The sequence below is a fragment of the Cupriavidus sp. 94F1 genome, from assembly GCF_057798875.1.
The window spans coordinates 676803-701643 of the sequence record NZ_JBYOJT010000002.1 but is presented as its reverse complement, the minus strand read 5'-3'; the positions used below and the strand labels follow the sequence as shown (position 1 = coordinate 701643).

The following is a 24841-nucleotide window of genomic DNA, read 5'->3' as shown; positions in this document are numbered from 1 at the left end:
CTCAGCCGAGCTCCTGCACCTTCTTTCCGGCCAGCGCGCTCTTGATCGAGCGGTCCATGCGGCGGGCGGCAAATTCGTCGGTGCCGTGCGACAGCTGCTCGACGGCCGCCTTGATCGCGTGGTGGTTGTCACCGCGCGCGATATCGGTCACACGGGCCATCAGCGCATCCACGGCCGCGCGTTCGTCGGCCGACAGCAGGTCGCCATCGACTTCCAGCGCACGCGCGGTGGCCTCCACCAGCCTCGCGGCCTCGACGCGTTCCTCGGCCAGCGCGCGGCTCTTCATGTCGTGCTCGGCCTCGCGGAAGCTCTCCTGCAGCATGCGCGCGATATCGTCGTCGGCCAGCCCGTACGACGGCTTGACCGATACCGACGCTTCCACGCCCGAATTGGTCTCGCGTGCCGACACCGACAGCAGCCCGTCCGCATCGACCTGATAGGTCACGCGGATGCGCGCCGCGCCCGCCACCATCGGCGGAATGCCGCGCAGCTCGAAACGCGCCAGCGACCGGCAGTCGCTGGCCAGCTCGCGCTCGCCCTGCAGCACGTGAATGGCCATGGCGGTCTGGCCATCCTTGAAGGTGGTGAATTCCTGCGCACGCGCGACCGGAATCGTGCTGTTGCGCGGGATGATCTTCTCGACCAGGCCGCCCATCGTCTCCACGCCCAGCGACAGCGGGATCACGTCGAGCAGCAGCCAGTCCTCGCCCGGCGCATGGTTGCCGGCCAGCAGGTTGGCCTGCATGGCGGCGCCCAGCGCCACCACCTTGTCCGGGTCCAGGTTGGTCAGCGGCTGCTGGCCAAAATAATCGCCCACGGCCTTGCGGATGGCCGGCATGCGTGTGGCACCGCCCACCAGCACTACACCCTTGACATCTTCGGGCGTCACGCCGGCATCGCGCAGCGCCTTGCGCACCGGGGCCAGCGTCTTCTGCACCAGGTTGGCGGTGATGGCGATGAACGTTTGCGCGTCCAGCGGCAGATGCACGATCTCGCCGGTGGTCAGCACGGCGTCGATCACGGTGCTGTCGCTGGCGGACAGGGCTTCCTTGGCGGCACGGGCGCGCATCATCAGCAGGCGCGTGTCCTCGGCCGACAGCGGCTGCAGGCCGGCCTGCTCGACCACCCAGCACAGCAGGCGCTGGTCGAAGTCGTCGCCGCCCAGCGCCGAATCGCCGCCGGTGGACATCACCTCGAACACACCCTTGGTCAGCTTGAGCACCGAGATATCGAACGTGCCGCCGCCCAGGTCGTACACGGCGTAGATGCCTTCGGCGGCATTGTCCAGGCCGTAGGCAATGGCGGCTGCGGTCGGCTCGTTGAGCAGGCGCATCACCTCCAGGCCCGCCAGTTGCGCGGCATCCTTGGTGGCCTGGCGTTGCGCGTCGTCAAAGTATGCGGGCACCGTGATCACGGCACCCACCAGTTCGTCGCCCAGCGAATCCTCGGCACGCTGGCGCAGCGTGGCCAGGATCTCGGCCGACACTTCCACCGGGCTCTTGATGCCGGCCGCGGTCTTCAGCTGCACCATGCCCGGCGCATCGACAAAGTCGTACGGGCTGTGCTCGATATTGGCCACGTCACGCAGGCCACGGCCCATGAACCGCTTCACGGAAACGATCGTGTTCTTGGGGTCGCGCACGGCCTCGTCCTGGGCCTTGAAGCCGATATGCGCGTTGCCGTTGGGCAGGTAGCGCACCACCGACGGCAGCAGCGAGCGGCCATCGTCGTCGGGCAGGACTTCGGGAATGCTGTTGCGCACGGCGGCCACCAGCGAATTGGTGGTGCCAAGGTCGATGCCAACGGCCAGCCGGCGCTGGTGAGGCGCGGGCGACATGCCGGGTTCGGAAATCTGGAGCAGTGCCATGAGAATCTTCTAATCTTCGAGCCGATCGATCGCCTCGCTGGCGTCGTGTTCGATCTTCTCGATAAACATCAGCTGGCGCGCGGCGGCGCCGGCGGCTTCGTTGTCACCGGCATCGAGCAGCGCGCCGAGTGCCGCGTGGCGCTCGCGCTTTTCCTGGCGCAGGTCGCGCAACAGGCTGTCGAGCTGGTCCACGTCGCGCGCCTGCGTCGCGTCCTGCAGCGCCTCGCGCCATTCCATCTGCTGCATCAGGAATGCCGGCGCCATTGCCGTATTGCTTTCGGCCTGGATGTCCACGCCGCGCAGATGCAGCAGGTAGATGGCCCGCTTGAGCGGCTGGCGCAGCGTGCGGTATGCCTCGTTGGCATGCGCGGCCCACTGCATGGCCACGCGCCGCTCGGCATCGCCGGCATTGGCAAAGCGGTCAGGGTGCGCCTGCGACTGGACGGTGCGATAGGCCGCGTCCAGCGCGGCTTCGTCCACTTCGTATTGGGCAGGCAGCCCGAACAGCGAGAAAAAATCGTCTTTCAAAGCGCGTCTTTCCAAAACATTCACAACAAAAAGGAGCGGTCATGCCGCCCCTTGTCGTGTCGCCGCCCTCGCATCGGTTGCCGATCCGGGTGCGGCACGGGTGATCAGACCCGGAACGACTCGCCGCAGCCGCACTCGTCCTTGACGTTCGGGTTGTTGAACTTGAAGCCTTCGTTCAACCCCTCGCGTGCGAAGTCCAGTTCGGTACCGTCGATGTACGGCAGGCTCTTCGGATCGACGATCACCTTGATGCCGCGCGTCTCGAACACCTGGTCTTCCGGCTGCAGTTCGTCCACGTACTCCAGCTTGTACGCCAGGCCCGAGCAGCCGGTGGTCTTCACGCCCACGCGCAGGCCCAAGCCCTTGCCGCGGCGTTCCAGGTAGCGGGAAACGTGTTTCGCCGCCTTTTCGGTCATCGTGATCATCTTTGCCTTGCTGTCGAAACGCCGCGCGCGATACCGCACCGCACGCGGCCATACCAACCCGTCTGAAGCGGACCGCGCCGCTCAGGCAGCCTTCTGCTCGGCGCCGCCGTGCTTCTTCTTGTAATCCTCGACGGCCGCCTTGATGGCGTCTTCGGCCAGGATCGAGCAGTGGATCTTCACCGGCGGCAGCGCCAGTTCCTCGGCGATCTGGGTGTTCTTGATCTCCAGCGCCTGATCCACGGTCTTGCCCTTGACCCATTCGGTCACCAGCGACGACGACGCGATGGCCGAGCCGCAGCCGTAGGTCTTGAACTTGGCGTCTTCGATCACGCCCGCCTCGTTCACCTTGATCTGCAGCTTCATCACGTCGCCGCAGGCCGGGGCGCCGACCATGCCGGTGCCCACCGCGTCGTCGTTCTTGTCGAACGAACCGACGTTGCGCGGATTTTCATAGTGGTCGAGAACCTGGTTGCTGTAAGACATTTTGGTTACCTCTGACGAATCTTTATGGGGTTCTTGTTGTTGCCGTGGACCGCAATCAGTGCGCAGCCCACTGGATCGAATTCAGGTCGACGCCGTCCTTGAACATCTCCCACAGCGGCGACAGGTCGCGCAGCTTGCCGATCTTGTTCCTGAGCAGCTCGACGGTGTAGTCGATCTCGGCTTCGGTCGTAAAACGGCCAACCGTGAAGCGGATCGAGCTATGCGCCAGCTCGTCGTTGCGGCCCAGGGCGCGCAGCACGTACGACGGCTCCAGCGACGCCGACGTGCAGGCCGAACCCGACGACACGGCCACGTCCTTGATGGCCATGATCAGCGATTCGCCTTCGACGAAGTTGAAGCTGACATTCAGGTTGTGCGGCACCCGGTGTTCCATCGAACCGTTCAGGTACACCTCTTCCATCGACGACAGGCCATTCCACAGGCGGTCACGCAACATGCGGATGCGCTCGTTCTCGGTGGCCATTTCCTCGCGGGCCAGGCGGAACGCCTCGCCCATGCCGACGATCTGGTGCGTGGCCAGCGTGCCCGAACGCATGCCGCGCTCATGGCCGCCACCGTGCATCTGCGCCTCGATGCGCACGCGCGGCTTGCGGCGCACGTACAGCGCGCCGATGCCCTTCGGGCCGTAGGTCTTGTGGGCCGAGAACGACATCAGGTCGCACTTGAGCGTGGACAGGTCGATCGCAACCTTGCCGGTGGCCTGCGCGGCATCGCAGTGGAAAATGATGCCCTTCTCGCGGCAGATCTCGCCGATCTGCTCGACGTCCTGGATCACGCCGATCTCGTTGTTCACGAGCATCACCGACACCACGATCGTGTCCGGGCGGATCGCCTGCTTGAACACGTCCATGTCGATCAGGCCATCGTCCTTGACGTCGAGGTACGTCACCTCGAAGCCCTGGCGCTCCAGTTCGCGCGTGGTGTCCAGCACGGCCTTGTGCTCGGTCTTCACGGTGATGATGTGGCGGCCCTTGCCCGAGTAGAAATTGGCCGCGCCCTTGATGGCGAGGTTATCCGACTCGGTCGCACCCGACGTCCACACGATCTCGCGCGGATCGGCACCCACCAGCGCAGCCACCTGCTCGCGCGCCTCTTCCACCGCGCGCTCGGCATCCCAGCCGTACGCGTGGCTGCGCGACGCCGGATTGCCGAACTGCTCGCGCAGATAGGGAATCATCTTGTCCGCCACGCGCGGGTCCACCGGCGTGGTGGCCGAGTAATCCATGTAGATCGGGAAATGTGGGGTGGTGCTCATCTTATGACTGCCTTATAGGGATCACTAATCGCGTACTGCCTACCGATAGTTTAATGCAGGTGCCGCAACCTTGCTCAGGACTGCGCGAGGCTGAACACCGAGTTGACCACGCGGGCGCGCGCCGGCTTTTCCTGCTTCTCGGCCTTGCTGCGCGACACGGTGACGGGCTGCTGCGCGGCGTCTTCGCGCATGTCGTGCAGCACGGCAGGCTGCCGGGCACGTTGCTGGTCAACGAGATTCTTCAGCGATACGGAGTCCAGGTACTCGACCATCTTCTGGTTCAGCGTGGCCCACAGCTCATGGGTCATGCAGCGCCCGGATCCGTCATCTCCGTTACACTTGCCCTTCCCACCGCACTGGGTGGCATCGAGCGGCTCGTCCACGGCGATGATGATGTCTGCCACCGTCACGTCCTCGGCCTTGCGCGCGAGGCTGTAACCACCGCCCGGACCGCGTACGCTCTCGACGATCTCGTGACGGCGCAGCTTGCCAAACAGCTGCTCCAGGTACGACAGCGAGATCTTCTGGCGCTGACTGATGCCTGCCAGCGTGACAGGACCCTGATCCTGGCGCATGGCCAGGTCGATCATGGCGGTTACCGCAAAGCGGCCTTTGGTAGTCAGTCTCATGATGCTCGGGGAGAGGGAATACTTGAGAATTTCGCTCGAGTTTAAGATATCCCGACTAAATCAGTCAAGTACCCCATCCCGCAACGCACTATTCCACGCCCCATAACGATCGCGCTGGCGCAGCTTCGGAAAACGGCCATGCAAAGCCAGCCGGGTTGATTTCCCGCATGGCATATCGGGCAATTCCTGTAGCCCTGCTCACGCCAGTTGGCGCCGCAACATGTCGATCACGCCGTCGCAGGCATCCTCGATGTAGTCCAGCACGCGCTCGAAGCCGTCACCTTCGCCATAGTACGGATCCGGCACTTCCTCGACTCGATAACGCGTGGCAAAGCTCATCAGCAGGCGCAGCTTGTCGGCGCCGACCCCGGGAAGCAGCCGGCGTAGCCCGGCCATGTTCTCCAGGTCCATGGCCAGCACAAGATCGAAGCGATCGAAGTCGGCCACGTCCACCTGACGGGCCCGCAGCGCCGAAAGGTCATAGCCGCGCTGCAACGCCGCGCGCTGACTGCGGGCGTCGGGCGCCCGGCCGACGTGGTAGCCATGGGTACCGGCGGAGTCCAGTTCGACCCGGTCCGACAGGCCGGCGGCCTGAAGCTTGGCGCGCAGCACGCCCTCCGCCGTTGGAGAGCGGCAGATGTTGCCCATGCAGCACATCAGGATGGCGTATTTTTTCATCGATGCGATTTTACCGTCATGCACACCGTCGAAAACCCACGCCAGGCGATAGCGTCGCCAGCGGCTACAGCCGCTCGGCCAGCAGCTTGCCGCGCGCGAATCCGGCTGCCTCGGCGTCGGTGGGCGACTTGTAGTGCTCTGACGTCGGCGAGGTTTCCACCAGCGTGTCGGCCGCGCGAATGTTCGTGCCCTTGCGGCACACGCGAACCGTGTAGTCCCATTCGATGGGCGACCGGGGTTTCACCAGCACCTGGATCTCGTGCGTTTCGAAAACCCTCTTTTTCCATTCACTGCTATAGGACATCAGTGTCTCCTGGCGTGCCGGCCTTCTTCGGGCGTGATTGGGGGCTGATTCGGGGTTCAGCTCACCTCGCCGGCATCTATTGTCCGCATGGCTTCGGCTTCCGCCAGCGCAAGGGCTGCCTCTGGCGTATCGGCCGAGCCGGTCTCGGTTTCAAACGTGGGCCCGCCGGGTTCGCCGAACGCATCGGAAATGGTCAGTACCCCGGCGAAACCGCCGCCCGCATGCGCAACGGCACGGGCAACGACCGTATAACCACCATATTCGAACTGTGTCACCATGGCACACTCCCTGGTTCGTGATCGGGCGTCCCGCGCTGGGCGGATTGCCTAATCACTATAGGATGCCGTGGCGCACCATGCCCATCGAGGGCCGATCAGGTCTTCCCTCAGCTTGACGGCGGCAGCAGATGGTCGCCTTCGGCACCGGCCCCGAACACCTGTGCACGCAGCTTGGCCAGCTGGTCGCGCACCTGGGCCGCCTTTTCGAACTCCAGGTTCTTGGCGTGGTCGAGCATCTGCTTCTCCAGACGCTTGATTTCCTTGGCCACCTGCTTTTCGCTCATGTCCTCGTATTTCGCGCGTTCCGCGGCGGCGGTCAGCTCGGCCTTGACCTCGTCGGCGTCGTACACGCCATCGATGATGTCCTTGATCCGCTTGACCACGCCGCGCGGCGTAATGCCGTGGGCATCGTTGTGCGCGATCTGCTTGGCGCGGCGGCGCTCGGTTTCCTGGATCGCCACCCGCATCGAATCGGTCATGCGGTCGCCGTAGAGAATCGCGGTGCCATTGACGTTACGGGCGGCCCGCCCTATGGTCTGGATCAGCGATCGCTCCGCACGCAGGAAGCCTTCCTTGTCGGCATCGAGGATGGCCACCAGCGACACTTCCGGAATATCCAGGCCCTCGCGCAGCAGGTTGATCCCGACCAGGACGTCGAACGTGCCCAGGCGCAGGTCGCGGATGATTTCCACGCGCTCGACCGTATCGATGTCCGAATGCAGGTAGCGCACCTTGATGCCGTTTTCGGACAGGAACTCGGTCAGCTGCTCGGCCATGCGCTTGGTCAGCGTGGTCACCAGCACACGCTCGCCGGCCTGCAGCCGCAGGTGGATCTCGCTGAGCAGGTCGTCCACCTGCGTGGTGGCGGGCCGCACATGGATGATCGGGTCGACCAGGCCGGTCGGCCGCACCACCTGCTCCACCACTTGCCCGGCGTGCTCCTTCTCGTAGTTCGCGGGGGTGGCGGTCACGAAGACCGCCTGGCGCATCTTGCGCTCGTATTCCTCGAACTTGAGCGGCCGGTTGTCCAGCGCGGACGGCAACCGGAAGCCGTACTCCACCAGCGTGGTCTTGCGCGCCCGGTCGCCGTTGTACATGCCGTTCAACTGGCCGATCAGCACGTGCGATTCATCCAGGAACATCAGCGCGTCGGGCGGCAGGTAGTCCACCAGCGTCGGCGGCGGCTCGCCCGGCTTGGCGCCCGACAGGTGGCGCGAGTAGTTCTCGATGCCCTTGCAGAAGCCCAGCTCCGACAGCATTTCAAGGTCGAAACGCGTGCGCTGCTCCAGCCGCTGCGCCTCGACCAGGCGGTTTTCCTTGTAGAAGAAGTCGAGCCGCTCGCGGAGCTCCACCTTGATGTCCTCGATCGCCCGCAGCACGGTCTCGCGCGGCGTCACGTAGTGGCTCGACGGGTAGACGGTGAAGCGCGGAATCTTCTGACGGACGCGGCCCGTCAGCGGGTCGAAGAACTGCAGCGAATCCACCTCGTCGTCGAACAGCTCCACACGCACGGCCATCTCGGCATGCTCGGCCGGGAAGATGTCGAGCGTGTCGCCGCGCACGCGGAACGTGCCGCGCTGGAAATCGGTCTCGTTGCGCGTGTACTGCATGGCGATCAGCCGCGCGATCACGTCGCGCTGGCTCAGCTTGTCGCCGGTACGCAGCGTCAGGATCATCTGGTGGTATTCGCTCGGATTGCCGATACCGTAGATCGCCGACACCGTCGCCACGATGATCGTGTCGCGCCGCTCCAGCAGGCTCTTGGTGGCCGACAGCCGCATCTGCTCGATATGCTCGTTGATCGACGAGTCCTTTTCGATGAACAGGTCGCGCTGCGGCACATAGGCCTCAGGCTGGTAGTAGTCGTAGTAGCTGACGAAGTATTCCACCGCGTTGCGCGGGAAAAATTCACGGAATTCCGAATACAACTGCGCCGCCAGCGTCTTGTTTGGCGCAAATACGATGGCCGGCCGGCCCATCCGGGCGATCACATTGGCCATCGTGAAAGTCTTGCCCGAGCCGGTCACGCCCAGCAGCGTCTGGAACGACAGGCCGTCCTCGATGCCCTCCACCAGTTGCCGGATCGCCTCGGGCTGGTCGCCGGCGGGCGGATACGGCTGGTACAGCTGGAACGGCGAGCCCGGAAACGTGACGAATTTGTCTTCGTCCAGGGGCGGGGCGACTTCAGCGAGATTCGTCATAAACGTAGGGAAAAACCTGAGGGAAACTGGCGGGATACGCTAGAATCTGGGGGTTGCGCGGATCGGTTCAAGCCCGGTTGGCCATAGTTTGCCGAAGGGATACTGTCAGCTTCTGTCAGTAGTGACAGGAAGTCAGTCAGGAGCCCGTCGCCGGTGCCGCCGCAGCCACAGCGCAGTTCGAAGCATTCTACGCCCTCCGTTTTCTTACACAGCTGACCACGAGATCCCAAATGAGTTTGTTTTCTGCCGTCGAGATGGCCCCGCGCGACCCGATCCTGGGCCTGAATGAAGCATTCAATGCCGATACCCGCGCCACCAAGGTGAATCTGGGCGTTGGCGTGTACTTCACCGACGAAGGGAAAATTCCGCTGCTGCGCGCCGTGCAGGAAGCCGAAAAGGCCCGCCTGACCAGCGCCACCCCGCGCGGCTACCTGCCCATCGAAGGCATCGCCGCCTACGACCAGGCCGTGCAGACCCTGCTGTTCGGCAAGGATTCGGCCCTCATTACCGAAGGCCGCGTCGTGACGGCTCAGGCACTTGGCGGCACGGGCGCCCTGAAGATCGGCGCCGACTTCCTGAAGCGCCTGTACCCGGACGCATCGGTCGCCATCAGCGATCCGAGTTGGGAAAACCACCGCGCGCTGTTCGAATCCGCCGGTTTCCCGGTGGTCAACTACGCCTACTACGATGCCCCCTCGCACGGCCTGAACTTCGCCGGCATGGTGGAATCGCTGAAGTCGTACCCGGCCAACACGATCGTCGTGCTGCACGCGTGCTGCCACAACCCGACCGGCGTGGACCTGAACGACGCCCAGTGGAAGCAGGTGGTGGAACTGGTCAAGGAACGCAACCTGATCCCGTTCCTGGACATGGCCTACCAGGGCTTTGCCGAAGGCATCGAGCCGGACGGCGCCGCCGTGCGCCTGTTTGCCGAATCGGGCCTGCCGTTCTTCGTGTCGAGTTCGTTCTCGAAGAGCTTCTCGCTGTACGGCGAGCGCGTGGGCGCGCTGTCGATCGTCACCACGGGCAAGGAAGAAGCCCAGCGCGTGCTGTCGCAGATCAAGCGCGTGATCCGCACGAACTACTCCAACCCGCCGACCCACGGCGGCACCGTGGTGGCTACCGTGCTGAACAGCCCAGAACTGCGCGCCATGTGGGAGCAGGAACTGGCCGAAATGCGCGACCGCATCAAGCTGATGCGCAACGCACTGGTGGACAAGCTGGCGGCCAAGGGCGTACCGGGCGACTTCTCGTTCGTGAAGGCCCAGCGCGGCATGTTCTCGTACTCGGGCCTGACCTCGGCGCAGGTGGACCGCCTGCGCACCGAGCACGGCATCTACGCCGTCGGCACCGGCCGCATCTGCGTGGCGGCGCTGAACAGCCGCAACATCGACGCCGTGGTCAACGCCATCGCCGCCGTGTACTAAAAAGCAACACCTGACCCTGCGTCAACGGCAAAAGGCGACCTGGAGGCCACTCGGGTCGCCTTTTTTGTCATTGTCAGGCGGTGTCATCCAGATTTAGCGCCAATGTCCTATTGTCTTCCCCGCTTGCCGGCGTAACTTGGAAGCGTATGCTGCAAAGCACGATCGTTCGATTGCGGGCATAATCCGTTGCGCGACAAGCACTCGCGACAAGAAAGGCTAGACAGGTACCGGCATGCTTTACCAACTGCATGAATTCCAGCGTTCGATGCTGAACCCGCTGACCGCGTGGGCCCAGGCGACCGCCAAGACGTTTACGAATCCCCTCAGCCCCCTTTCGCTGATTCCGGGCGCGCCCCGGATGGCGGCGGGATACGAGCTGTTGTACCGGCTCGGCAAGGAATACGAGAAGCCGGAGTTCGGCATCAAGAGCGTGCGCTCGAATGGCCGCGAGATCCCCATCGTCGAACAGACCGTGCTGGAAAAGCCGTTCTGCAAGCTGGTGCGGTTCAAGCGGTATGCCGACGACCCCGAGACCATCAAGCTGCTCAAGGACGAGCCGGTGGTGCTGGTCTGCGCGCCGCTGTCGGGCCACCATGCCACGCTGCTGCGCGACACCGTGCGCACGCTGCTGCAGGACCACAAGGTCTACGTGACCGACTGGGTCGATGCCCGCATGGTGCCGGCCGAGGAAGGCGCGTTCCACCTGGCCGACTACATCTATTACATCCAGGAATTCATCCGGCATATCGGCGCCGACAAGCTGCACGTGATTTCGGTCTGCCAGCCCACCGTCCCGGTGCTGGCCGCGATCTCGCTGATGGCGTCGGCCGGCGAAAAGACGCCGCGCACGATGACGATGATGGGCGGCCCGATCGATGCGCGCAAGAGCCCGACGTCGGTCAACTCCCTGGCCACCAACAAGTCGTTCGAATGGTTCGAGAACAACGTCATCTACACGGTGCCGGCGAACTATCCGGGCCATGGCCGCAAGGTCTATCCGGGCTTCCTGCAGCACGCCGGCTTCGTGGCGATGAATCCGGACCGCCATCTGTCGTCGCACTATGACTATTACCTGAGCCTGATCGAGGGCGACGCCGACGACGCCGAAGCGCACGTGCGCTTCTACGATGAATACAACGCGGTGCTGGACATGGCCGCCGAGTACTACCTCGACACGATCCGCGAAGTGTTCCAGGAATTCCGCCTGGCCAACGGCACGTGGGAAATCGACGGCGACCCGGTGCGCCCGCAGGACATCAAGGGCACGGCGCTGCTGACCATCGAAGGCGAGCTCGACGACATCTCGGGCGCGGGCCAGACGGCCGCCGCGCACGACCTGTGCGCAGGCATCCCGAAAACGCGCAAGCAACACATCACCGCGCCGAAGTGCGGCCACTACGGGATCTTCTCGGGCCGCCGCTGGCGCGAGAATATCTACCCGGAACTGCGCGACTTCATTCGCAAGTACTGAGCGTAGCCCGGCCCCGCCCGGGGCCGGCATGGCAGAACGCCCGCGAGATCCTCGCGGGCGTTCTTGTTTCTGGCCGATCGGCTATGCCGCTGAGCGATGTCTCAGCGATTGGTCAGGTACGACAGCAGCATGTCGGTATGCAGGTCGGCAAAGCGCGCGTGTTCTTCCTCGGTGGCCACGTCGCGGCCGATGACGGCACTGATCGTGTACCGGTTCGACAGCACGTAATAGCCCAGCGCCGAAATGGTCAGGTAGAACTGCGGCACGTCGATGTTGTCGCGGAACACGCCCTGCTGCTGGCCGCGCCGGATGATGTCGGCCAGCACGTCCACCACCGGATTGATCAGCTGATGGAGCTGGGCCGACTTCTTCAGATGCCGGGCCTCATGCAGGTTCTCGCTGTTCACGAGACGGATGAACTCCGGATGCGCGTAGTACCAGTCCCAGACGAAGCGGGCCAGCGTGCGCACCCCCGCCACGGGGTCTTCGTCGGTGATATGCAGCTGCTCCTCGGCCGCGCGAAACTCGGCGTACTGTTTTTCGAGCACGGCCAGGAACAGGCCTTCCTTGCTGCCGTAGTAGTAATAGAGCATCCGCTCGTTGGTCTCGGCGCGGCGTGCGATCTGGTCGACACGGGCACCCGCCAGCCCGCCCTTGGCAAATTCCTCCGTGGCGGCGGCCATGATGCGTCGGCGCGTGCCTTCTGGGTCCCGCTTGGTTTTTGGCTCGTTCGACATGAATATCTGATCTGTCAGTTGCGCGGATTATGGCACAGCCCGCCACCTCGTCCGGGCTCCTCTTCCCGTTCGGGTGACGGCGAATCATCGCCTTTTCTGCACCGCGGCGAAATCGGGGATAATCCTTGCCGCACACACGTCCGCAGAGGCGTGCAAGATGCCAGTCGTCCCCCTGATTCCGTGTTGCCGTCGTGATCCGTTCCCCCTCGTCCATAGCCGGCGAAGCCAGCCTGGCAGACCGCCTTGAAGCCCTGCTGCCGCAAACCCAATGCACCAAATGCGGGTTCGACGGCTGCCGCCCCTATGCCGAAGCCATGGCCGCGGGCGAGGCGGCAAGCAACCGCTGCCCGCCGGGCGGCGCCGAGGGCATCGTGCGGCTGTCGGCCGTGCTGGGCGTCGCGCCCCAGCCGCTGGACCCCGAACGCGGCGTCGAACAGGCCCGTGCCGTGGCCCGTATCGACGAATCGCTATGTATCGGCTGCACGCTGTGCATCCAGGCCTGTCCGGTGGACGCCATCGTCGGTGCGGCCAAGCAGATGCATACCGTGCTGCCCGACTGGTGTACCGGCTGCGACCTCTGCGTGGCCCCCTGCCCCGTCGATTGCATCGCGATGATTCCGGTCACGGGCGCGAAGACGGGCTGGGCCGCCTGGTCGCAGGAACAGGCCGATGCCGCGTACGCCCGCTATCAGTCGCGCAAGATGCGTCTGGTGCGCGAGCGCGAGGAAAACGACGCCCGCCTGGCCGCCAAGGCCGCGGCCAAGCTGGAAGCCCTGGAGGCCGAAGCCGCGGCCAGCGAGGCGGAACAGGCCGCGCAGGCGCGCAAGAAGGCGATCATCCAGGCCGCCATCGAACGCGCGCGCCAGAAGGCGGCCGCCGTGCAGCCCCGCAACACCGACAATGTGTCGCCCGCCGTGCAGGCGCAGATCGATGCCGCCGAAGCGCGCCGCGCGAAATGGGGCCAGGCCAATCAGGCCAATCAGGCCAGTCAGGCCAATCAGGCCGACCAGCCCGGCCAGGAATGCCAAAGCCCGGACGGCAGCACCGCGCCCGGAGACCCCAGCAAGAACGACGATTCCCGCTCATGAATCCCGCCAAGCGCCTTGCCATTTTCGAAACCTTGCGTGAGGTCAATCCCACCCCGGAAACGGAGCTCGAATACAGCTCGCCGTTCGAGTTGCTGATCGCGGTGCTGCTGTCCGCCCAGGCCACCGATGTCGGCGTGAACAAGGCTACGCGCAAGCTGTTTCCGGTGGCCCATACCCCGCAGCAGATCCTCGATCTGGGCGAGCCCGGGCTGATCGAGTACATCAAGACGATCGGTCTCTACAAGACCAAGGCCAAACACGTGATGGAAACCTGCCGGATCCTTGTCGAGCAGCATGGCGGCAAGGTGCCGCCCGTGCGTGAGGCGCTGGAGGCCTTGCCGGGCGTCGGCCGCAAGACCGCCAACGTGGTCCTGAACGTGGCGTTCGGCCAGCCGACGATTGCCGTCGACACACATATCTTCCGCGTGGCCAACCGCACCGGGCTGGCGCCGGGCAAGAACCCCGATGCCGTGGAGCAGAAGCTGTTGAAGGTAACGCCGACCGAGTTCCTGCACGACGCCCACCACTGGCTGATCCTGCACGGCCGCTACGTCTGCAAGGCACGCAAGCCCGAATGCTGGCATTGCGCCATCGAGCCACTCTGCGAGTTCAGGCCGAAGACCCCGGCACCGAACGTTTAGGCAGGGTTCGGCCCCTTCAGGACCAGCGCCAGCTGCAAGGCGGTGCGCGCCACGGTATCCACGTCCGGCGTGTAGCCGTTGCGGATCCAGTACAGCGCCACATGGACGATGCCGCCCGCCACGCCGGCGGCCAGCATCGGATCCACCTTCGCCCCGGGCGGCAGCAGCGTCCGGGCCATCAGTGCGCCAAAATCGCATAGCGATACCGCCAGCGCCTCGTCCACGAGCCTGCTGACCCCGCGGATCTCCACCAGGAACACCCGCGCCGAGCGCGGCTCGCACTGCAGCGCCCCGAAATAGGCACGCAGCATCGCCAGCACGCGATGCTCGCCGCTGCCGCCCGCCTCTTCTCCTGCCCTTGCCAGCGTTTGAAGCAGGCGATGCGTGACCGTTTCATACGATGCCAGCAGCAATGCCTCGCTGTTGGCGAACGATTCGTAGAAGTAGCGTTCCGTCAGCCCGGCGGCCTCGCACACCGCCTTGACGGTGGCGTTCTGGTAGCCGCGCTCGCCGTAGACCTGCACAGCGGCGGCAATCAACTGCTCGCGCCGCTGGGCGCGGCGCTCTTCGGCCTCGGCGCCGCGGTAGCGGCGGGCGGGAGATAGCTCTGTGGTCATGGCGGCCATTATGACATTCCCTATTGTCAGATGGCTTCTGACAACCTATGTTGTCAGAATACCCACTCGCCCCCGGTAGCCGTCATGCGCCCTCAAAGTCCTGATGACGATGTTCTGGATGTCCTGATCGTTGGCGCCGGCTTGTCCGGCATCGGCGCCGCCCGGCAACTGCAGCAGCGGTGCCCGGACAAGCGTTTCGCCATCCTGGAAGCGCGCGACGCCATCGGCGGCACCTGGGACCTGTTCCGCTATCCGGGCATCCGCTCCGATTCCGACATGTACACGCTGGGCTACCGCTTCAAGCCCTGGCGCGGCGCCAAGGCTATCGCGGACGGCCCGTCGATCCTGGCCTACATCCGCGAGACGGCCGAAGAAACGGGCATTACACGTCACATCCGGTTCGGCCACAAGGTCGTGGGCGCCGCCTGGCGCAGCGACGAGGCCTGCTGGACGATAGACGCCGACCGCCGCGCCGATGGCAGCCGCCAGCGCCTGCGCGCCCGCCTGCTCTATGTCTGCGCGGGCTACTACAGCTATGCCGAAGGCCACCGTCCGGATTTTCCGGGCGAGCAGGAATTCCGCGGCCGGATGGTCCATCCGCAGTTCTGGGACCCGTCGATCGACTATGCCGGCAAGCGCGTGGTGGTGATCGGCAGCGGCGCCACGGCCGTCACGCTGGTACCGGCCATGGCCGAGACCGCCGCCCATGTGACGATGCTGCAGCGTTCGCCCACCTATATCGTGACCCGCCCCGGCGAAGACCCCATCGCGCACAAGCTGCGCCGCATGCTGCCCGAGCGCCTGGCCTACCGCGCCACGCGCTGGAAAAACGTGCTGCTTGGCATGTTCTTCTTCCAGCTGGCGCGCCGCCGGCCAGCCAAGGTAAAGGCGCGCATCGTGGGCATGGCCGCGGCGCAGCTGACGCCGGGCTTCGATGTGGGCACCCATTTCACGCCGCGCTACAACCCGTGGGACCAGCGCGTCTGCCTGGTGCCCGATGGCGACCTGTTCCGCGAAATCCGCAATGGCCGCGCGTCGGTGGTGACCGACCAGATCGACCGCTTTACCGCCGACGGCATCGTGCTGAAGTCCGGCCAGACGCTGCCTGCCGATGTGGTGGTCGTCGCCACCGGGCTGAAGCTGAACATGCTGGGCGATATCGCGCTGACCGTCGATGGCCAGGCGCGCCGCCCGTCCGAATCGCTGGCCTACAAGGGCATGATGCTGGGCAATGTGCCCAACCTGGTGCTGGCGTTCGGCTACACCAATGCGTCATGGACGCTCAAGGCCGATCTCACCGCCGAGTACGTCTGCCGTCTGCTACGGTTCATGGACCGGCGCGGCTACCGCATGGCGATGCCCGAGGTCGATCCGACCGTGCAGACCGTGCCGTTCCTGGATTTCTCGTCCGGCTACGTGCAGCGCGCGGCGTCGGTGCTGCCCCGGCAGGGCCAACGCAAGCCGTGGCGCGTGTATCAGAATTACCTGATGGACATGCTGACCATCCGGCATGGCCGCATCGACGATGGCGTACTGCGCTTCGACCGCGTGGCGGCCGCGCTGCCGACCAACGATCCGATTGCCGAGGCTCAATCTTGAACATATTTCTTGCGCTGATCGCCGTGGTGGTGGCCCTGGCCGCCGCCCTGCTCGTCCTGCTGTTCCTGTTCACCCGCCAGACGGTGCGCAAGATCGAGGCCGGACTGCCGCCCACCGGCCGCTTCGTCGATGTACCCGGCGCCCGCCTGCACGTCGTCGAGCAGGGCCAGGGCCAGCCGCTGCTGCTGGTTCACGGGCTGTCCGGCCAGCTTGCCAACTTCGCTTACGGGATGGTCGAGCCGCTGGCGCGCGATTTCCGCGTGGTGGCCGTCGACCGGCCCGCCGCAGGCTGGTCGACGCGCACGCCCGGCGCGCCGGCCGACCTGCGCGCCCAGGCCGATACGCTCGCCGCGCTGATCGACCGGCTCGGGCTCGAAAAACCGCTGGTGGTGGGCCATTCGCTCGGCGGCGCCATTGCGCTGGCGCTGGCCACCTACCATCCCGAGCGCGTGGGCGGGCTGGCGTTGATCGCCCCGCTGACCCATCCGCCCGAGGAAATCTCGCCGGTGTTCAAGGCCATGACGATTCCGAGCGCGGCCATGCGCAAGCTGATCGCCTGGACGCTGCTGATCCCCATGTCGATCCGCAATCGCGAGCAGGTCATGGATATCGTCTTCGGCCCCGATGCCGTGCCGGCCGACTTCCCCGTGCGCGGGGGCGGACTGCTGGCACTGCGGCCCGGACATTTCCTGGGCGCGTCCGAAGACCTGATCGGTGCCGCACACAGCCTGCCGCCGCTGGTGGCGCAATATGGCGACCTGCGCGTGCCGGTCAGCATCCTGTTCGGCCGCGAAGACCGGATTCTGGACTACCGCAAGAATGGCGAAGCCTTCGTCGCCAGGGTGCCCGCCGCCCGGCTGACGCTGGTGAGCGGCGGGCATATGCTGCCGGTCACCGCCATCGATGCCAGCGTCGATTTCGTGCGCAACGCGGCCGCCCGCCTGCGCGAGCCGGCAACCGCCTGACCCGCAGCCCCCACCGAAAGGACTCGCCATGGCTTCCTCCACCGGTTACAACCCCTACAGGCGCGACCTGGGCACCGCGTTCCAGGCCATCCGCAAGCTGCTGGCCGACGGCAACGACACCGAACAGGTGTTCAAGATCATGCGCGCGCTGAACGGCCCGTCGATGCCGCGCAACTTCAGCCGCCTGCTTTCCACCCCCGACGGCCGGCGCATGGCCTATCAGCGCATCGAACTGGCGGAAAAACTATCCGATCCGGACTATGTGGCCCGCTTCGCACCGGGCACGGTGGGTGCCGCGTATCGGGCCTTCCTGGAAAAAACCGGCTACAGCGCCGATGGCCTGGCCAAGGTGTCGAACCTGAACCAGGAGCCCATCGTCGAGGACGCCTATATGTGGTTTGGCCGGCGCACCCGCGACGTCCATGACATCTGGCATGTGCTGACCGGCTATCGCGCCGACGAGAGCCTGGGCGAAGCGGCGCTGGTGGCGTTCAGCTACGCGCAGACCGGCGGCAAGGGCTGGGCCTTTATCGCCATCGCGGCATCGCTGAAAAGCTGGCGCGTGACGCGCAGCCTGGCCTTCGCCCGCGCGGTGCTCGAAGGCTACCGGCACGGCCGCCGCGCCGCCTGGCTGCTGGGCGAGGACTACGAAACACTGCTGAACGAACCGTTCGACGCGGCACGTGCGCGGCTGGGCATTGCCGAGCCGGTGCGCTACCAGGCGTGCAATCCGGCGCAGGAGTGGTCGGCCTGAGCCGGCCCATCGGCACGCCGCCCCATCGGGCAACAAAAAAGCGACCCGAGGGTCGCTTTTTTGTTTGCGGGCCAACTCGCTGGAAGCCCGGATCAGACGATGCGGCAGGCTTCGTCGAACGACAGGCGCGGCAGGCGCGGATGCAGCTTGTCGGCCTCGCCATAGCCCAGGTTGATCAGGAAGTTGACCGACCACTTGCCGTCGGGGAAGAACGCGGCGTTGACCTTGCCGGCATCGAAGCCGCCCATCGGGCCGCAGTCGAGGCCCAGCGCACGGGCGGCCAGGATGAAGTAACCGCCCTGCAGCGAGCTGTTCATCAGGGCATCGCGGGCAATCTTCTCGTCGTTGCCGGCGTACCAGGACCGCGCGTCGGCGTGCGGGAACAGCTTCGGCAGCTGGTCGTGGAACGCGTTGTCGAAGGCGATGATCGCGGTGACCGGCGCCGAACGCGTCTTTTCCACGTTGCCGGCGGACACGCACTCCACCAGGCGGGCCTTCTGCTCGGCCGACTTAACGAACACGATGCGGGCCGGCGAGCTGTTCGCTGCCGTGGGGCCAAACTTCATCGCTTCGTAGACCTGCTTCAGCAGCGCATCGTCCACATGCTTGTCTTGCCACACGTTATGGGTGCGGGCTTCGGTGAACAATTGTGCGATGGCGGCCTGATCGACGGATTTCATTGCGCGTTTTCCGGGTTTTGTGAAGGAAGGAAGCGCGATTGTACCCAAGCGAGGGCCATCGGCCCACAAGCGGTTTGATGAATCCGTTCAATTCCGTTCGTCGGCCGCATCGAGCGGCGGCGTGCCGCTGGCGCGGCGGGTGAGCCAAAGGACACCCAGCAGGATCAGCCCGCCGCCCACGGCCTGCGCGGCGCCGATATGCTCGCCCAGCAGCGCGGCGGCCAGCGCCACCGTGACGACCGGTTCCAGCGTCGACAGCATCGACGCCTTCGACGCCCCCAGCTTCTGCAGGCCGGCGAAGAACGTCAGGATGGCCAGCACCGTCGACACCAGCGCGATGGCCACCAGCGCCAGCCAGCCGCCGCCCGTGGACGGAAACTGCGGCGGCACGCCGGCACCGGTGCGCAGGATGCCGACCGTCACATAGACCAGCGCCGCCGCCGAACAGATCACCGTGGTCGTGGCGATGGCATGGATGCCCGCCGTCACGCGCGCGCCCACCACGATGTAGACCGAATAGATCACGGCAGCCGCCACGCCCAGCGCGATGCCGAGCGGCTCGCCCTCGCCACCGCCCACGGTCAGGCCCGCGCCGACCGAGCACAGCACCAGCGCGATCACCGCCGCCGTGGCCAGCCGTTCCTTCAGAAACACCGCCGCCAGGATCGTCACGAACAGCGGATAGAGATAGAGCAGCAGCGCCACCAGGCTGGCTTGCGCATGGTTCAGCGCCGTGAAGAAGCAGTAGGACTGGCCGACGTAGCCGATGCCGCCCATCGCGGCCAGCGCCAGCACGCGCCGCCATGGCGGCAGGGCGATGCCGCGCGTGCGCATGACGAACGCCATGGCGATGGCCGCCACCACGAAGCGCACGGCCAGCAGGCCATAGACATCGGCACCTGCGGCGTAGGCGAATCGCGCGAAGATGGCCATGGCGCCAAAGGCGCTGGCCGACAGCGCGATCAGCAGCACGCCGGCGAGCGTGTCGCGGGCGTGGCCCAGGGTGCCGGTGGCGGAGACGGTCATAGGGGCGAACGGAATCCGAAAGCTCGCATTCTACTCACGCGGCGGGCTGCCCCGGCAGCATTCGGACCGCTGCACTACAATAGCGGCCATCATGTTCAATCCCTCACGAGAAGAAGTCCGCCGTTTCTTCTGCGAAGCCTGGCAGAAGCGCGTCGCGGGCAATGTCCTCACGCCGCTTGAGGCCATCGCGGTCGACTGGATCGACCAGCATCCCGAATACCACGACCAGCTCGACGATGCCGAAGGCGCCGTCGCACGCGACTACACGCCCGAAGGCGGCCAGACCAACCCGTTCCTGCACCTGGCGATGCACCTGTCGATCTCCGAACAGGTGTCGATCGACCAGCCGCCCGGTATCCGCGCCGCGTACGAGGCGCTGACCCGCCGCCTGGATTCGCCGCACGCCGCCCAGCACGAGATCATGGAAGCGCTGGGCCAGATGCTCTGGAATGCCCAGCGCAACGGCATGCCGCCCGACGGACAGGCCTACGTGGACGACATCAAGCGCCGCGCTGCAGGCTGAGCGTCCGACAAACACCGACAAGCGCCTCGGGCGCCGCATGCTAACCTCTTGCGGTCGCAACTCCCGGCCATGCCCGCCCTGCCCGACCCCGTCGGTCGTGCCTTCCGGTGCGGCGTGCCGTTGTCCCATGCCATTTACCCTTCCCGTGCGCCCTGCCCGGCGGCGTGCCGCTAGCCGGCCTGTGTCTGCGCTGGTGTCCGCGCTGGCATCCTCGCTGGCATCCTCGCTGGTCATGGCGGGCGCCGTCATGGTGCCGATGGCCGCCCACGGTGCCGTGGCGCTGTTGCAGCCGCCGCGCCAGATCGACGGCACCCGGCCACTGACACTGACGCTGCTGGTCACTGCCGATGCCGATACCCGCCGCTACGCCGTGCCCGATTCGCTGCAGGTGACGGCCTCCGGGGACCTGGCCGCCCCGATCCGCATCGCACTGACGCGCGTGGGCGGGGGGCCCGCTGTGCTGAACCTGCGTCCCGGCGAATCCCGTACGATCAGCTACCGCGCCGAATGGCCGGCCGACCTGCGCGGCCAGGTGCGCCTGGACGTCACCGGCATCGACGCCGCGCCGGTTCTGGTGACGCTCAACCGCGCGCCGGTGCCGGGCCAGACGGCGCCCGCGACGTCGCAAGCGCCCCAGGCGGCCACCGCGCCTGCGGCTTCCGCCCCGGAGGGCAAGCCGCCTGTCACGCCCATCGTCACCGCGGACAACAACGCCCCGGCGCCCGCCCCTGCCGACCTGCGCGATGCCCAGCGCCTGTCGTTCAACGAGCCGATGTACCTGATGTTCGGCGCGCACGACGGCGCCAACGCCAAGTTCCAGATCAGCTTCAAGTACCGGATCTTCGAAGGCAAGGACCCGAATTCCAAGTCGGTGCTGGACAACCTCTACTTCGCCTACACGCAGTTCTCGCTCTGGGACCTGGCCGGCGACTCGCGCCCGTTCAAGGACACCAACTACCGGCCCAGCCTGTATTACTACCTGTCGGATACCGGCGTGAAGAACAGCGTGCTGAGCCGCCTGTCGGTCGCCACCGGGTTCGAGCACGAATCGAATGGCCGCTCCGGCGACGAATCGCGCGGGATCAACACGCTGTTCGTCAAGCCGACGATGTATTTCGGCGATCAGACCGACTGGCACTGGCGCGTGGCGCCCAAGCTCTACGCCTATGTGGGCAAGAGCGACAACGAGGACATCGCACACTATCGCGGCTACATGGACCTGAACATCGCCTACGGCAAGCCCGATTCCTGGGAGCTGGCCGCCACGCTGCGCAAGGGGACCCGCAAGGGCTACGGCAGCGTCGATACGCAGCTGACCTACCCGCTGGCGCGGCTGCTGCCGGGCACGGCGGGCTTCCTGATGGCCGGGTTCTTTTACGGCTACGGCGAGAGCCTGCTCTATTACAACCAGAAGACGCCGTGGCAGTTCCGCATCGGGTACGCGCTGTCGCGCTGAGCGCGCGAATTCGCCCCCGCGTGACGACGGTCAACCCGCCAGCGGCTTGCCTTCGGCCTTGAGGCGCGCATTGCCGACCGCCGCCGCGAACTGGCCGTAGCCGTGCCAGCCGGTGGCGCGCCCGAGCTTCTTGCCCCTGTGGAAGAACATGAACACGGGAATGCCATGCAGGCCGAAGCGGCGGCCCAGTTCGGGATGCGCGTAGACGTTGGTGTGCAGCCAGCGCAGGTTCAGCACGCGCAGCTTGTCGGGATCGGCCAGGATGGCCTTCTTGGCCATCTCGCAATTGAAGCAGTCCACACCCCAGAAGAAAACGCAGACCAGGTCGTCGCCTGCCCCCGCGATGGCGGCATCGATGGTGTCGGGGCCTACCGGCTGCATGCCGAGCGCATCGAAGGCCCGGTGATCGAGGTGGGGTGCGTGGTGAGGGTCTTGCGCGTCGGACATCGTTGGGGACCTCCGGAAACAACAACGCCCGGCAACCTTGCGGCCACCGGGCGTCTTTCAGACGATTACATCGAAACAGCTCAGCGCGGCGCCGAGACGGTCACCAGCGCGGGACGCAGCACGCGATCGGCAATCGTATAGCCGCGTTGCAGCACTGCCACCACGGTGTTGGGTTCCTGTTCGGACGGCACCATCGAGATGGCCTGGTGGCGATGCGGATCGAACTTCTCGCCGACCGGATTCACCTCGACGATCTTGCCGCGCTCGAAGGCCGCGGCCAGCTGACGCGCCGTCAGCTCCACGCCTTCGCGCATCTTGGCCAGGTCGCCGGTGTTGTCGGCCAGCGCAGCCTGGAGGCTGTCCATGACCGGCACCAGATTGTCGGCGAAGTTCTCGATGGCGAACTTGTGTGCCTTGGCGATCTCTTCCTGCGAACGGCGGCGGATGTTCTCGCCCTCGGCCGTGGCACGCATGAACAGGTCGTAGGTTTCCTTGACCTTGGCTTCCAGCTCGGCCACCTGCTGGGTCAAGCGTGCCACGTCGTCGGGACCGGCGGCCGCAGCCTCGGGCGCCGGCGCTGCCGCGGCGTTGGCCGCCTGCTGCGTGTTCGTATCTGGCGTCTGATTCTGTTCTTCCATGTCGATTCGTATCAAAAATGCAAAACCTCGGCCCGCAACGTCTGCGGACCGCGGGGTGGATCGGATGCCAATCGGCAAGTCTAGCCGCACATGGCGCCACGCTTCCAGTTTTTCAAGTGTGCGGGTTCAGAGACCCCGAAATACGCCGTTACAAAGGCCTGTTTGATGCAATCCCCTGTTCATTGATTTGCTGCAACGCAAACACTAAGATTCAATGCAGGAAAAAATGACAAAAATAACGGGAGCAGAAAGGTGGATCAATTTGGTGCATCTTCGGGACGCTTCGCCATGCACAAGCTACCAGTCGTGACGTTCTGTGTCGTCGCCGTTCTGTCGGCGATGACGGCCTTTATCTGTCTGTCCGAAGCGGTGGCGCCACGCGACACCGAGTATGGCAGCGGCAAGGCCGTATTCAAGCACTACCTCGTGCAGTACGTCCGTTAACCCCCGCCCTCACACCGCCCGGCCGCGGCAGCCCTGCCGTGACCGGATCGCTGACATTTCCGATTTCCTACCCTCTGAAATTGTCGATCCTGCGCCGGTCGCGCTTGGTCGGGCGCCCCTGCAGTTCCGCGGTCGGCTCCGGCTGCATGCGCCGCCGATCAGACTCCGCCTGGCGCCGGGCCTGGCTTTCCGGGGTTTCCTCATAAGTACTCTGGGCGATGGGCGCTGCGCCGCGCGACGCCGGCACGCCCTTCACCACCACCTCCCAGCGCTGCTGATGGGCTTCGAGCACCACGGTATCGCCGGGCTTCACTTCCCGTGAATTCTTGACCGGCTGCCCGTTGACCGTCACCCGGCCACGGTCCACCGCCTCGGCCGCCAGCGAGCGGGTCTTGAAGAACCGCGCGCACCACAGCCACTTGTCGATGCGCATCCGCGCACCCGCCTCGAAATCCACTTGCATCGTCAAATCCTTCCTGACGGCTTGCCCGCCGCCATGGCTTTCCTTCAGGCCGCCGCGCCGCGTGCCTGGGCACGCCCGCGCCGCGCTTCCAGTTCGTGCGGATGGGGTATGGACAGCGGCCAGCCCTGCAGATGCTGCAGGGCAATGTCGGCCAGACCGGCGATCCAGGGCTCGGCATCATTCAGGCATGGAATGAAATGGAAGTCCTGCCCGCCTGCCACCCGGAACTCGCTCTGCCCTTCCATCGCAATTTCCTCAAGCGTCTCGATGCAGTCTGCCGGAAAACCGGGGCAGAACACATCCACCCGTTGTGTGCCAACCCGGCCCAGTTCCGTCAGCGTCGGTGCGGTATAGGGTTGCAGCCATTCGGCCTTGCCAAAACGGGACTGGAACGTCACCTGGTACTGGCCCGGCTGCAGGCCCAGCGCCTCGCCAAGCAGGCGGCCGGTCTTCAGGCATTCGCAGTGATAGGGGTCGCCCAGGTCCAGCAGCCGGCGCGGCAGGCCGTGGAAGGACAGGATCAGCTTGTCGCCCCGCGCAAAGTCAGGCACGCCATGGCGGGTCCAGTACGCCCTGACCTGGGCATCCAGCGCCGCGATGTAGGCGGGATGATCGTGAAAGTGCTTGATCAGCCGCACTTCCGGCTGATTGCGCCATCCGGCCAGCACACGGAACAGCTTGTCGAACGCGGTGGCTGTGGTAGTGCCCGAGTACTGCGGATAAAGCGGCAGCACCAGGATCTGTTCGGTGCCCTGCCGGCGCAGCGCCTCCATGACCGAGCCGATCGACGGATTGCCATAGCGCATGGCGCAGGCCACGGTCACGTCATGACCGAGCTTGTGCATCAGCAACTGCAGCGCATGCGCCTGGCGCTCGGTGTGGACCAGCAGCGGCGATCCGGTCATATGCGCTTCGCGCAGCCAGATCGATTCGTACTTCATGGCCGACGCCCGCGAACGGAACGGCAGGATCAGCCCATGCAGGATGGGCAGCCAGGCCAGGCGCGGGATCTCCACCACGCGCGGATCGGACAAAAACGCCTTCAGATAGCGGCCCACCGCCTTGGGCGTGGGGGCGTCGGGGGTGCCAAGGTTGATCAGCAGGATCGCGGTGCGCGGCGGCTGGCCGTGCTGGTATGCCGGTTCAGGCGAAAACGTCATGGGGTTTCCGTTTCGGATGCCGGGGCGCTGGCAATC

At 65.6% G+C, this 24841-nt stretch carries 28 protein-coding genes; 10 read left to right on the top strand and 18 right to left on the bottom strand.

The features are described from left to right. Nucleotide 1: 1 nt before the first annotated feature. The 10 genes from hscA to uvrB all read right to left on the bottom strand — a co-directional run bounded on the left by hscA (nt 2) and on the right by uvrB (nt 8669). Nucleotides 2-1867: a Fe-S protein assembly chaperone HscA gene (gene hscA, locus AC3FJ6_RS07340; protein WP_488771294.1), complete on the bottom strand. Its 1866-nt coding sequence runs from the start codon at nt 1865-1867 to the stop codon at nt 2-4. A gap of 9 nt (nt 1868-1876) precedes the next feature. Then, nucleotides 1877-2395 carry a Fe-S protein assembly co-chaperone HscB gene (hscB, locus tag AC3FJ6_RS07335; protein ID WP_488771292.1) on the bottom strand — a complete coding sequence of 173 codons (519 nt, stop codon included), beginning with the start codon at nt 2393-2395 and terminating at the stop codon, nt 1877-1879. Between the two features lie 104 nt (nt 2396-2499). Next, nucleotides 2500-2820, bottom strand: a complete 321-nt coding sequence (iscA, locus tag AC3FJ6_RS07330; RefSeq protein WP_066738950.1) for an iron-sulfur cluster assembly protein IscA — start codon at nt 2818-2820, stop codon at nt 2500-2502. Nucleotides 2821-2901: 81 nt separating this feature from the next. Next, entirely contained in the window at nt 2902-3303 is a 402-nt protein-coding gene (gene iscU, locus AC3FJ6_RS07325; protein ID WP_066738828.1) for a Fe-S cluster assembly scaffold IscU, read from the bottom strand. A 55-nt stretch (nt 3304-3358) separates the two neighbouring features. Beyond that, nucleotides 3359-4579, bottom strand: coding sequence for an IscS subfamily cysteine desulfurase (locus AC3FJ6_RS07320; protein WP_400392537.1), 1221 nt, complete (start codon nt 4577-4579; stop codon nt 3359-3361). A 74-nt stretch (nt 4580-4653) separates the two neighbouring features. Beyond that, nucleotides 4654-5208: a Fe-S cluster assembly transcriptional regulator IscR gene (gene iscR, locus AC3FJ6_RS07315; RefSeq protein WP_488771289.1), complete on the bottom strand. Its 555-nt coding sequence runs from the start codon at nt 5206-5208 to the stop codon at nt 4654-4656. Between the two features lie 198 nt (nt 5209-5406). Next, complete coding sequence (locus tag AC3FJ6_RS07310) at nt 5407-5886, bottom strand: low molecular weight protein-tyrosine-phosphatase (RefSeq protein ID WP_488771287.1); 480 nt, start codon at nt 5884-5886, stop codon at nt 5407-5409. Between the two features lie 64 nt (nt 5887-5950). After that, nucleotides 5951-6190, bottom strand: coding sequence for a hypothetical protein (locus tag AC3FJ6_RS07305; protein WP_153948942.1), 240 nt, complete (start codon nt 6188-6190; stop codon nt 5951-5953). Between the two features lie 56 nt (nt 6191-6246). Next, nucleotides 6247-6468, bottom strand: a complete 222-nt coding sequence (locus AC3FJ6_RS07300; RefSeq protein ID WP_092596350.1) for a hypothetical protein — start codon at nt 6466-6468, stop codon at nt 6247-6249. A 107-nt stretch (nt 6469-6575) separates the two neighbouring features. Further along, nucleotides 6576-8669, bottom strand: a complete 2094-nt coding sequence (gene uvrB / locus AC3FJ6_RS07295) for an excinuclease ABC subunit UvrB (protein WP_488771285.1) — start codon at nt 8667-8669, stop codon at nt 6576-6578. Nucleotides 8670-8899: 230 nt separating this feature from the next. Between uvrB and AC3FJ6_RS07290 the strand changes: the two genes are divergently transcribed. Further along, nucleotides 8900-10096, top strand: a complete 1197-nt coding sequence (locus AC3FJ6_RS07290) for an amino acid aminotransferase (protein ID WP_400392545.1) — start codon at nt 8900-8902, stop codon at nt 10094-10096. 232 nt (nt 10097-10328) lie between these two features. Further along, a complete protein-coding gene (locus AC3FJ6_RS07285; RefSeq protein WP_153948945.1) occupies nt 10329-11567 on the top strand; it encodes a polyhydroxyalkanoate depolymerase in 1239 nt (412 codons plus the stop codon). A gap of 101 nt (nt 11568-11668) precedes the next feature. On the opposite strand, the gene AC3FJ6_RS07280 is transcribed toward AC3FJ6_RS07285, so the two are convergent. Continuing rightward, nucleotides 11669-12304, bottom strand: coding sequence for a TetR/AcrR family transcriptional regulator (locus AC3FJ6_RS07280; protein ID WP_153948946.1), 636 nt, complete (start codon nt 12302-12304; stop codon nt 11669-11671). A 194-nt stretch (nt 12305-12498) separates the two neighbouring features. Between AC3FJ6_RS07280 and rsxB the strand changes: the two genes are divergently transcribed. Next, on the top strand, nt 12499-13392 hold the full coding sequence (rsxB, locus tag AC3FJ6_RS07275) for an electron transport complex subunit RsxB (protein WP_488771372.1): 894 nt from the start codon (nt 12499-12501) through the stop codon (nt 13390-13392). Further along, nucleotides 13389-14033 carry an endonuclease III gene (gene nth / locus AC3FJ6_RS07270; protein ID WP_153948947.1) on the top strand — a complete coding sequence of 215 codons (645 nt, stop codon included), beginning with the start codon at nt 13389-13391 and terminating at the stop codon, nt 14031-14033. Before rsxB ends, nth begins: the two co-directional genes overlap by 4 nt. Here nth and AC3FJ6_RS07265 read toward each other — a convergent pair. After that, nucleotides 14030-14659 carry a TetR/AcrR family transcriptional regulator gene (locus AC3FJ6_RS07265; protein ID WP_488771283.1) on the bottom strand — a complete coding sequence of 210 codons (630 nt, stop codon included), beginning with the start codon at nt 14657-14659 and terminating at the stop codon, nt 14030-14032. The genes nth and AC3FJ6_RS07265 overlap by 4 nt on opposite strands. Before the next feature lie 75 nt (nt 14660-14734). On the opposite strand from AC3FJ6_RS07265, the gene AC3FJ6_RS07260 reads away from it, so the two are divergent. From AC3FJ6_RS07260 to AC3FJ6_RS07250, 3 genes are read left to right on the top strand one after another with little or no spacing between them, the layout of a single operon-like run. Further along, nucleotides 14735-16249, top strand: coding sequence for a flavin-containing monooxygenase (locus AC3FJ6_RS07260; protein WP_488771282.1), 1515 nt, complete (start codon nt 14735-14737; stop codon nt 16247-16249). Further along, nucleotides 16246-17214 (top strand): alpha/beta fold hydrolase, encoded by a 969-nt coding sequence (locus AC3FJ6_RS07255; protein WP_488771281.1) that lies wholly within the window; start codon nt 16246-16248, stop codon nt 17212-17214. The genes AC3FJ6_RS07260 and AC3FJ6_RS07255 overlap by 4 nt, the downstream gene beginning before the upstream one ends. A 28-nt stretch (nt 17215-17242) precedes the next feature. Beyond that, the gene (locus AC3FJ6_RS07250; RefSeq protein ID WP_488771280.1) at nt 17243-17968 is read left to right on the top strand and encodes a Coq4 family protein; all 726 of its coding nucleotides are present in this window, start codon (nt 17243-17245) and stop codon (nt 17966-17968) included. A gap of 92 nt (nt 17969-18060) precedes the next feature. On the opposite strand, the gene AC3FJ6_RS07245 is transcribed toward AC3FJ6_RS07250, so the two are convergent. Next, nucleotides 18061-18648: a malonic semialdehyde reductase gene (locus AC3FJ6_RS07245; protein WP_488771279.1), complete on the bottom strand. Its 588-nt coding sequence runs from the start codon at nt 18646-18648 to the stop codon at nt 18061-18063. A gap of 87 nt (nt 18649-18735) precedes the next feature. After that, nucleotides 18736-19674, bottom strand: coding sequence for a DMT family transporter (locus tag AC3FJ6_RS07240; RefSeq protein WP_488771277.1), 939 nt, complete (start codon nt 19672-19674; stop codon nt 18736-18738). Nucleotides 19675-19765: 91 nt separating this feature from the next. Between AC3FJ6_RS07240 and AC3FJ6_RS07235 the strand changes: the two genes are divergently transcribed. Together AC3FJ6_RS07235 and AC3FJ6_RS07230 are read left to right on the top strand one after the other, a co-directional pair. Continuing rightward, the gene (locus tag AC3FJ6_RS07235) at nt 19766-20197 is read left to right on the top strand and encodes a DUF1841 family protein (RefSeq protein ID WP_153948954.1); all 432 of its coding nucleotides are present in this window, start codon (nt 19766-19768) and stop codon (nt 20195-20197) included. Nucleotides 20198-20324: 127 nt separating this feature from the next. Next, nucleotides 20325-21653, top strand: a complete 1329-nt coding sequence (locus AC3FJ6_RS07230) for a phospholipase A (protein ID WP_488771276.1) — start codon at nt 20325-20327, stop codon at nt 21651-21653. 30 nt (nt 21654-21683) lie between these two features. Here AC3FJ6_RS07230 and AC3FJ6_RS07225 read toward each other — a convergent pair whose 3' ends face one another. After that, a complete protein-coding gene (locus tag AC3FJ6_RS07225; RefSeq protein WP_400396125.1) occupies nt 21684-22100 on the bottom strand; it encodes a thioredoxin family protein in 417 nt (138 codons plus the stop codon). Nucleotides 22101-22180: 80 nt separating this feature from the next. Continuing rightward, the gene (grpE, locus tag AC3FJ6_RS07220; RefSeq protein WP_153948957.1) at nt 22181-22738 is read right to left on the bottom strand and encodes a nucleotide exchange factor GrpE; all 558 of its coding nucleotides are present in this window, start codon (nt 22736-22738) and stop codon (nt 22181-22183) included. A 288-nt stretch (nt 22739-23026) separates the two neighbouring features. Between grpE and AC3FJ6_RS07215 the strand changes: the two genes are divergently transcribed. Continuing rightward, nucleotides 23027-23182 carry a hypothetical protein gene (locus tag AC3FJ6_RS07215; protein ID WP_180863143.1) on the top strand — a complete coding sequence of 52 codons (156 nt, stop codon included), beginning with the start codon at nt 23027-23029 and terminating at the stop codon, nt 23180-23182. Nucleotides 23183-23249: 67 nt separating this feature from the next. Here AC3FJ6_RS07215 and AC3FJ6_RS07210 read toward each other — a convergent pair whose 3' ends face one another. Next, nucleotides 23250-23645 carry an RNA-binding S4 domain-containing protein gene (locus AC3FJ6_RS07210; protein ID WP_153948958.1) on the bottom strand — a complete coding sequence of 132 codons (396 nt, stop codon included), beginning with the start codon at nt 23643-23645 and terminating at the stop codon, nt 23250-23252. A gap of 44 nt (nt 23646-23689) precedes the next feature. Beyond that, nucleotides 23690-24805 carry a ferrochelatase gene (gene hemH, locus AC3FJ6_RS07205; RefSeq protein WP_488771274.1) on the bottom strand — a complete coding sequence of 372 codons (1116 nt, stop codon included), beginning with the start codon at nt 24803-24805 and terminating at the stop codon, nt 23690-23692. Nucleotides 24806-24841: the final 36 nt, after the last annotated feature.

What these genes read in the sequence shown, in the direction of transcription:
- hscA (WP_488771294.1), bottom strand. Translation starts at nt 1,867, where the DNA reads ATGGCACTGCTCCAGATTTCCGAACCCGGCATGTCGCCCGCGCCTCAC.
- iscA (WP_066738950.1), bottom strand. Translation starts at nt 2,820, where the DNA reads ATGATCACGATGACCGAAAAGGCGGCGAAACACGTTTCCCGCTACCTG.
- iscU (WP_066738828.1), bottom strand. Translation starts at nt 3,303, where the DNA reads ATGTCTTACAGCAACCAGGTTCTCGACCACTATGAAAATCCGCGCAAC.
- AC3FJ6_RS07320 (WP_400392537.1), bottom strand. Translation starts at nt 4,579, where the DNA reads ATGAGCACCACCCCACATTTCCCGATCTACATGGATTACTCGGCCACC.
- iscR (WP_488771289.1), bottom strand. Translation starts at nt 5,208, where the DNA reads ATGAGACTGACTACCAAAGGCCGCTTTGCGGTAACCGCCATGATCGAC.
- AC3FJ6_RS07310 (WP_488771287.1), bottom strand. Translation starts at nt 5,886, where the DNA reads ATGAAAAAATACGCCATCCTGATGTGCTGCATGGGCAACATCTGCCGC.
- AC3FJ6_RS07305 (WP_153948942.1), bottom strand. Translation starts at nt 6,190, where the DNA reads ATGTCCTATAGCAGTGAATGGAAAAAGAGGGTTTTCGAAACGCACGAG.
- AC3FJ6_RS07300 (WP_092596350.1), bottom strand. Translation starts at nt 6,468, where the DNA reads ATGGTGACACAGTTCGAATATGGTGGTTATACGGTCGTTGCCCGTGCC.
- uvrB (WP_488771285.1), bottom strand. Translation starts at nt 8,669, where the DNA reads ATGACGAATCTCGCTGAAGTCGCCCCGCCCCTGGACGAAGACAAATTC.
- AC3FJ6_RS07290 (WP_400392545.1), top strand. Translation starts at nt 8,900, where the DNA reads ATGAGTTTGTTTTCTGCCGTCGAGATGGCCCCGCGCGACCCGATCCTG.
- AC3FJ6_RS07285 (WP_153948945.1), top strand. Translation starts at nt 10,329, where the DNA reads ATGCTTTACCAACTGCATGAATTCCAGCGTTCGATGCTGAACCCGCTG.
- AC3FJ6_RS07280 (WP_153948946.1), bottom strand. Translation starts at nt 12,304, where the DNA reads ATGTCGAACGAGCCAAAAACCAAGCGGGACCCAGAAGGCACGCGCCGA.
- nth (WP_153948947.1), top strand. Translation starts at nt 13,389, where the DNA reads ATGAATCCCGCCAAGCGCCTTGCCATTTTCGAAACCTTGCGTGAGGTC.
- AC3FJ6_RS07265 (WP_488771283.1), bottom strand. Translation starts at nt 14,659, where the DNA reads ATGGCCGCCATGACCACAGAGCTATCTCCCGCCCGCCGCTACCGCGGC.
- AC3FJ6_RS07260 (WP_488771282.1), top strand. Translation starts at nt 14,735, where the DNA reads ATGCGCCCTCAAAGTCCTGATGACGATGTTCTGGATGTCCTGATCGTT.
- AC3FJ6_RS07250 (WP_488771280.1), top strand. Translation starts at nt 17,243, where the DNA reads ATGGCTTCCTCCACCGGTTACAACCCCTACAGGCGCGACCTGGGCACC.
- AC3FJ6_RS07245 (WP_488771279.1), bottom strand. Translation starts at nt 18,648, where the DNA reads ATGAAATCCGTCGATCAGGCCGCCATCGCACAATTGTTCACCGAAGCC.
- AC3FJ6_RS07240 (WP_488771277.1), bottom strand. Translation starts at nt 19,674, where the DNA reads ATGACCGTCTCCGCCACCGGCACCCTGGGCCACGCCCGCGACACGCTC.
- AC3FJ6_RS07235 (WP_153948954.1), top strand. Translation starts at nt 19,766, where the DNA reads ATGTTCAATCCCTCACGAGAAGAAGTCCGCCGTTTCTTCTGCGAAGCC.
- AC3FJ6_RS07230 (WP_488771276.1), top strand. Translation starts at nt 20,325, where the DNA reads ATGCCATTTACCCTTCCCGTGCGCCCTGCCCGGCGGCGTGCCGCTAGC.
- AC3FJ6_RS07225 (WP_400396125.1), bottom strand. Translation starts at nt 22,100, where the DNA reads ATGTCCGACGCGCAAGACCCTCACCACGCACCCCACCTCGATCACCGG.
- grpE (WP_153948957.1), bottom strand. Translation starts at nt 22,738, where the DNA reads ATGGAAGAACAGAATCAGACGCCAGATACGAACACGCAGCAGGCGGCC.
- AC3FJ6_RS07215 (WP_180863143.1), top strand. Translation starts at nt 23,027, where the DNA reads ATGCACAAGCTACCAGTCGTGACGTTCTGTGTCGTCGCCGTTCTGTCG.
- AC3FJ6_RS07210 (WP_153948958.1), bottom strand. Translation starts at nt 23,645, where the DNA reads ATGCAAGTGGATTTCGAGGCGGGTGCGCGGATGCGCATCGACAAGTGG.
- hemH (WP_488771274.1), bottom strand. Translation starts at nt 24,805, where the DNA reads ATGACGTTTTCGCCTGAACCGGCATACCAGCACGGCCAGCCGCCGCGC.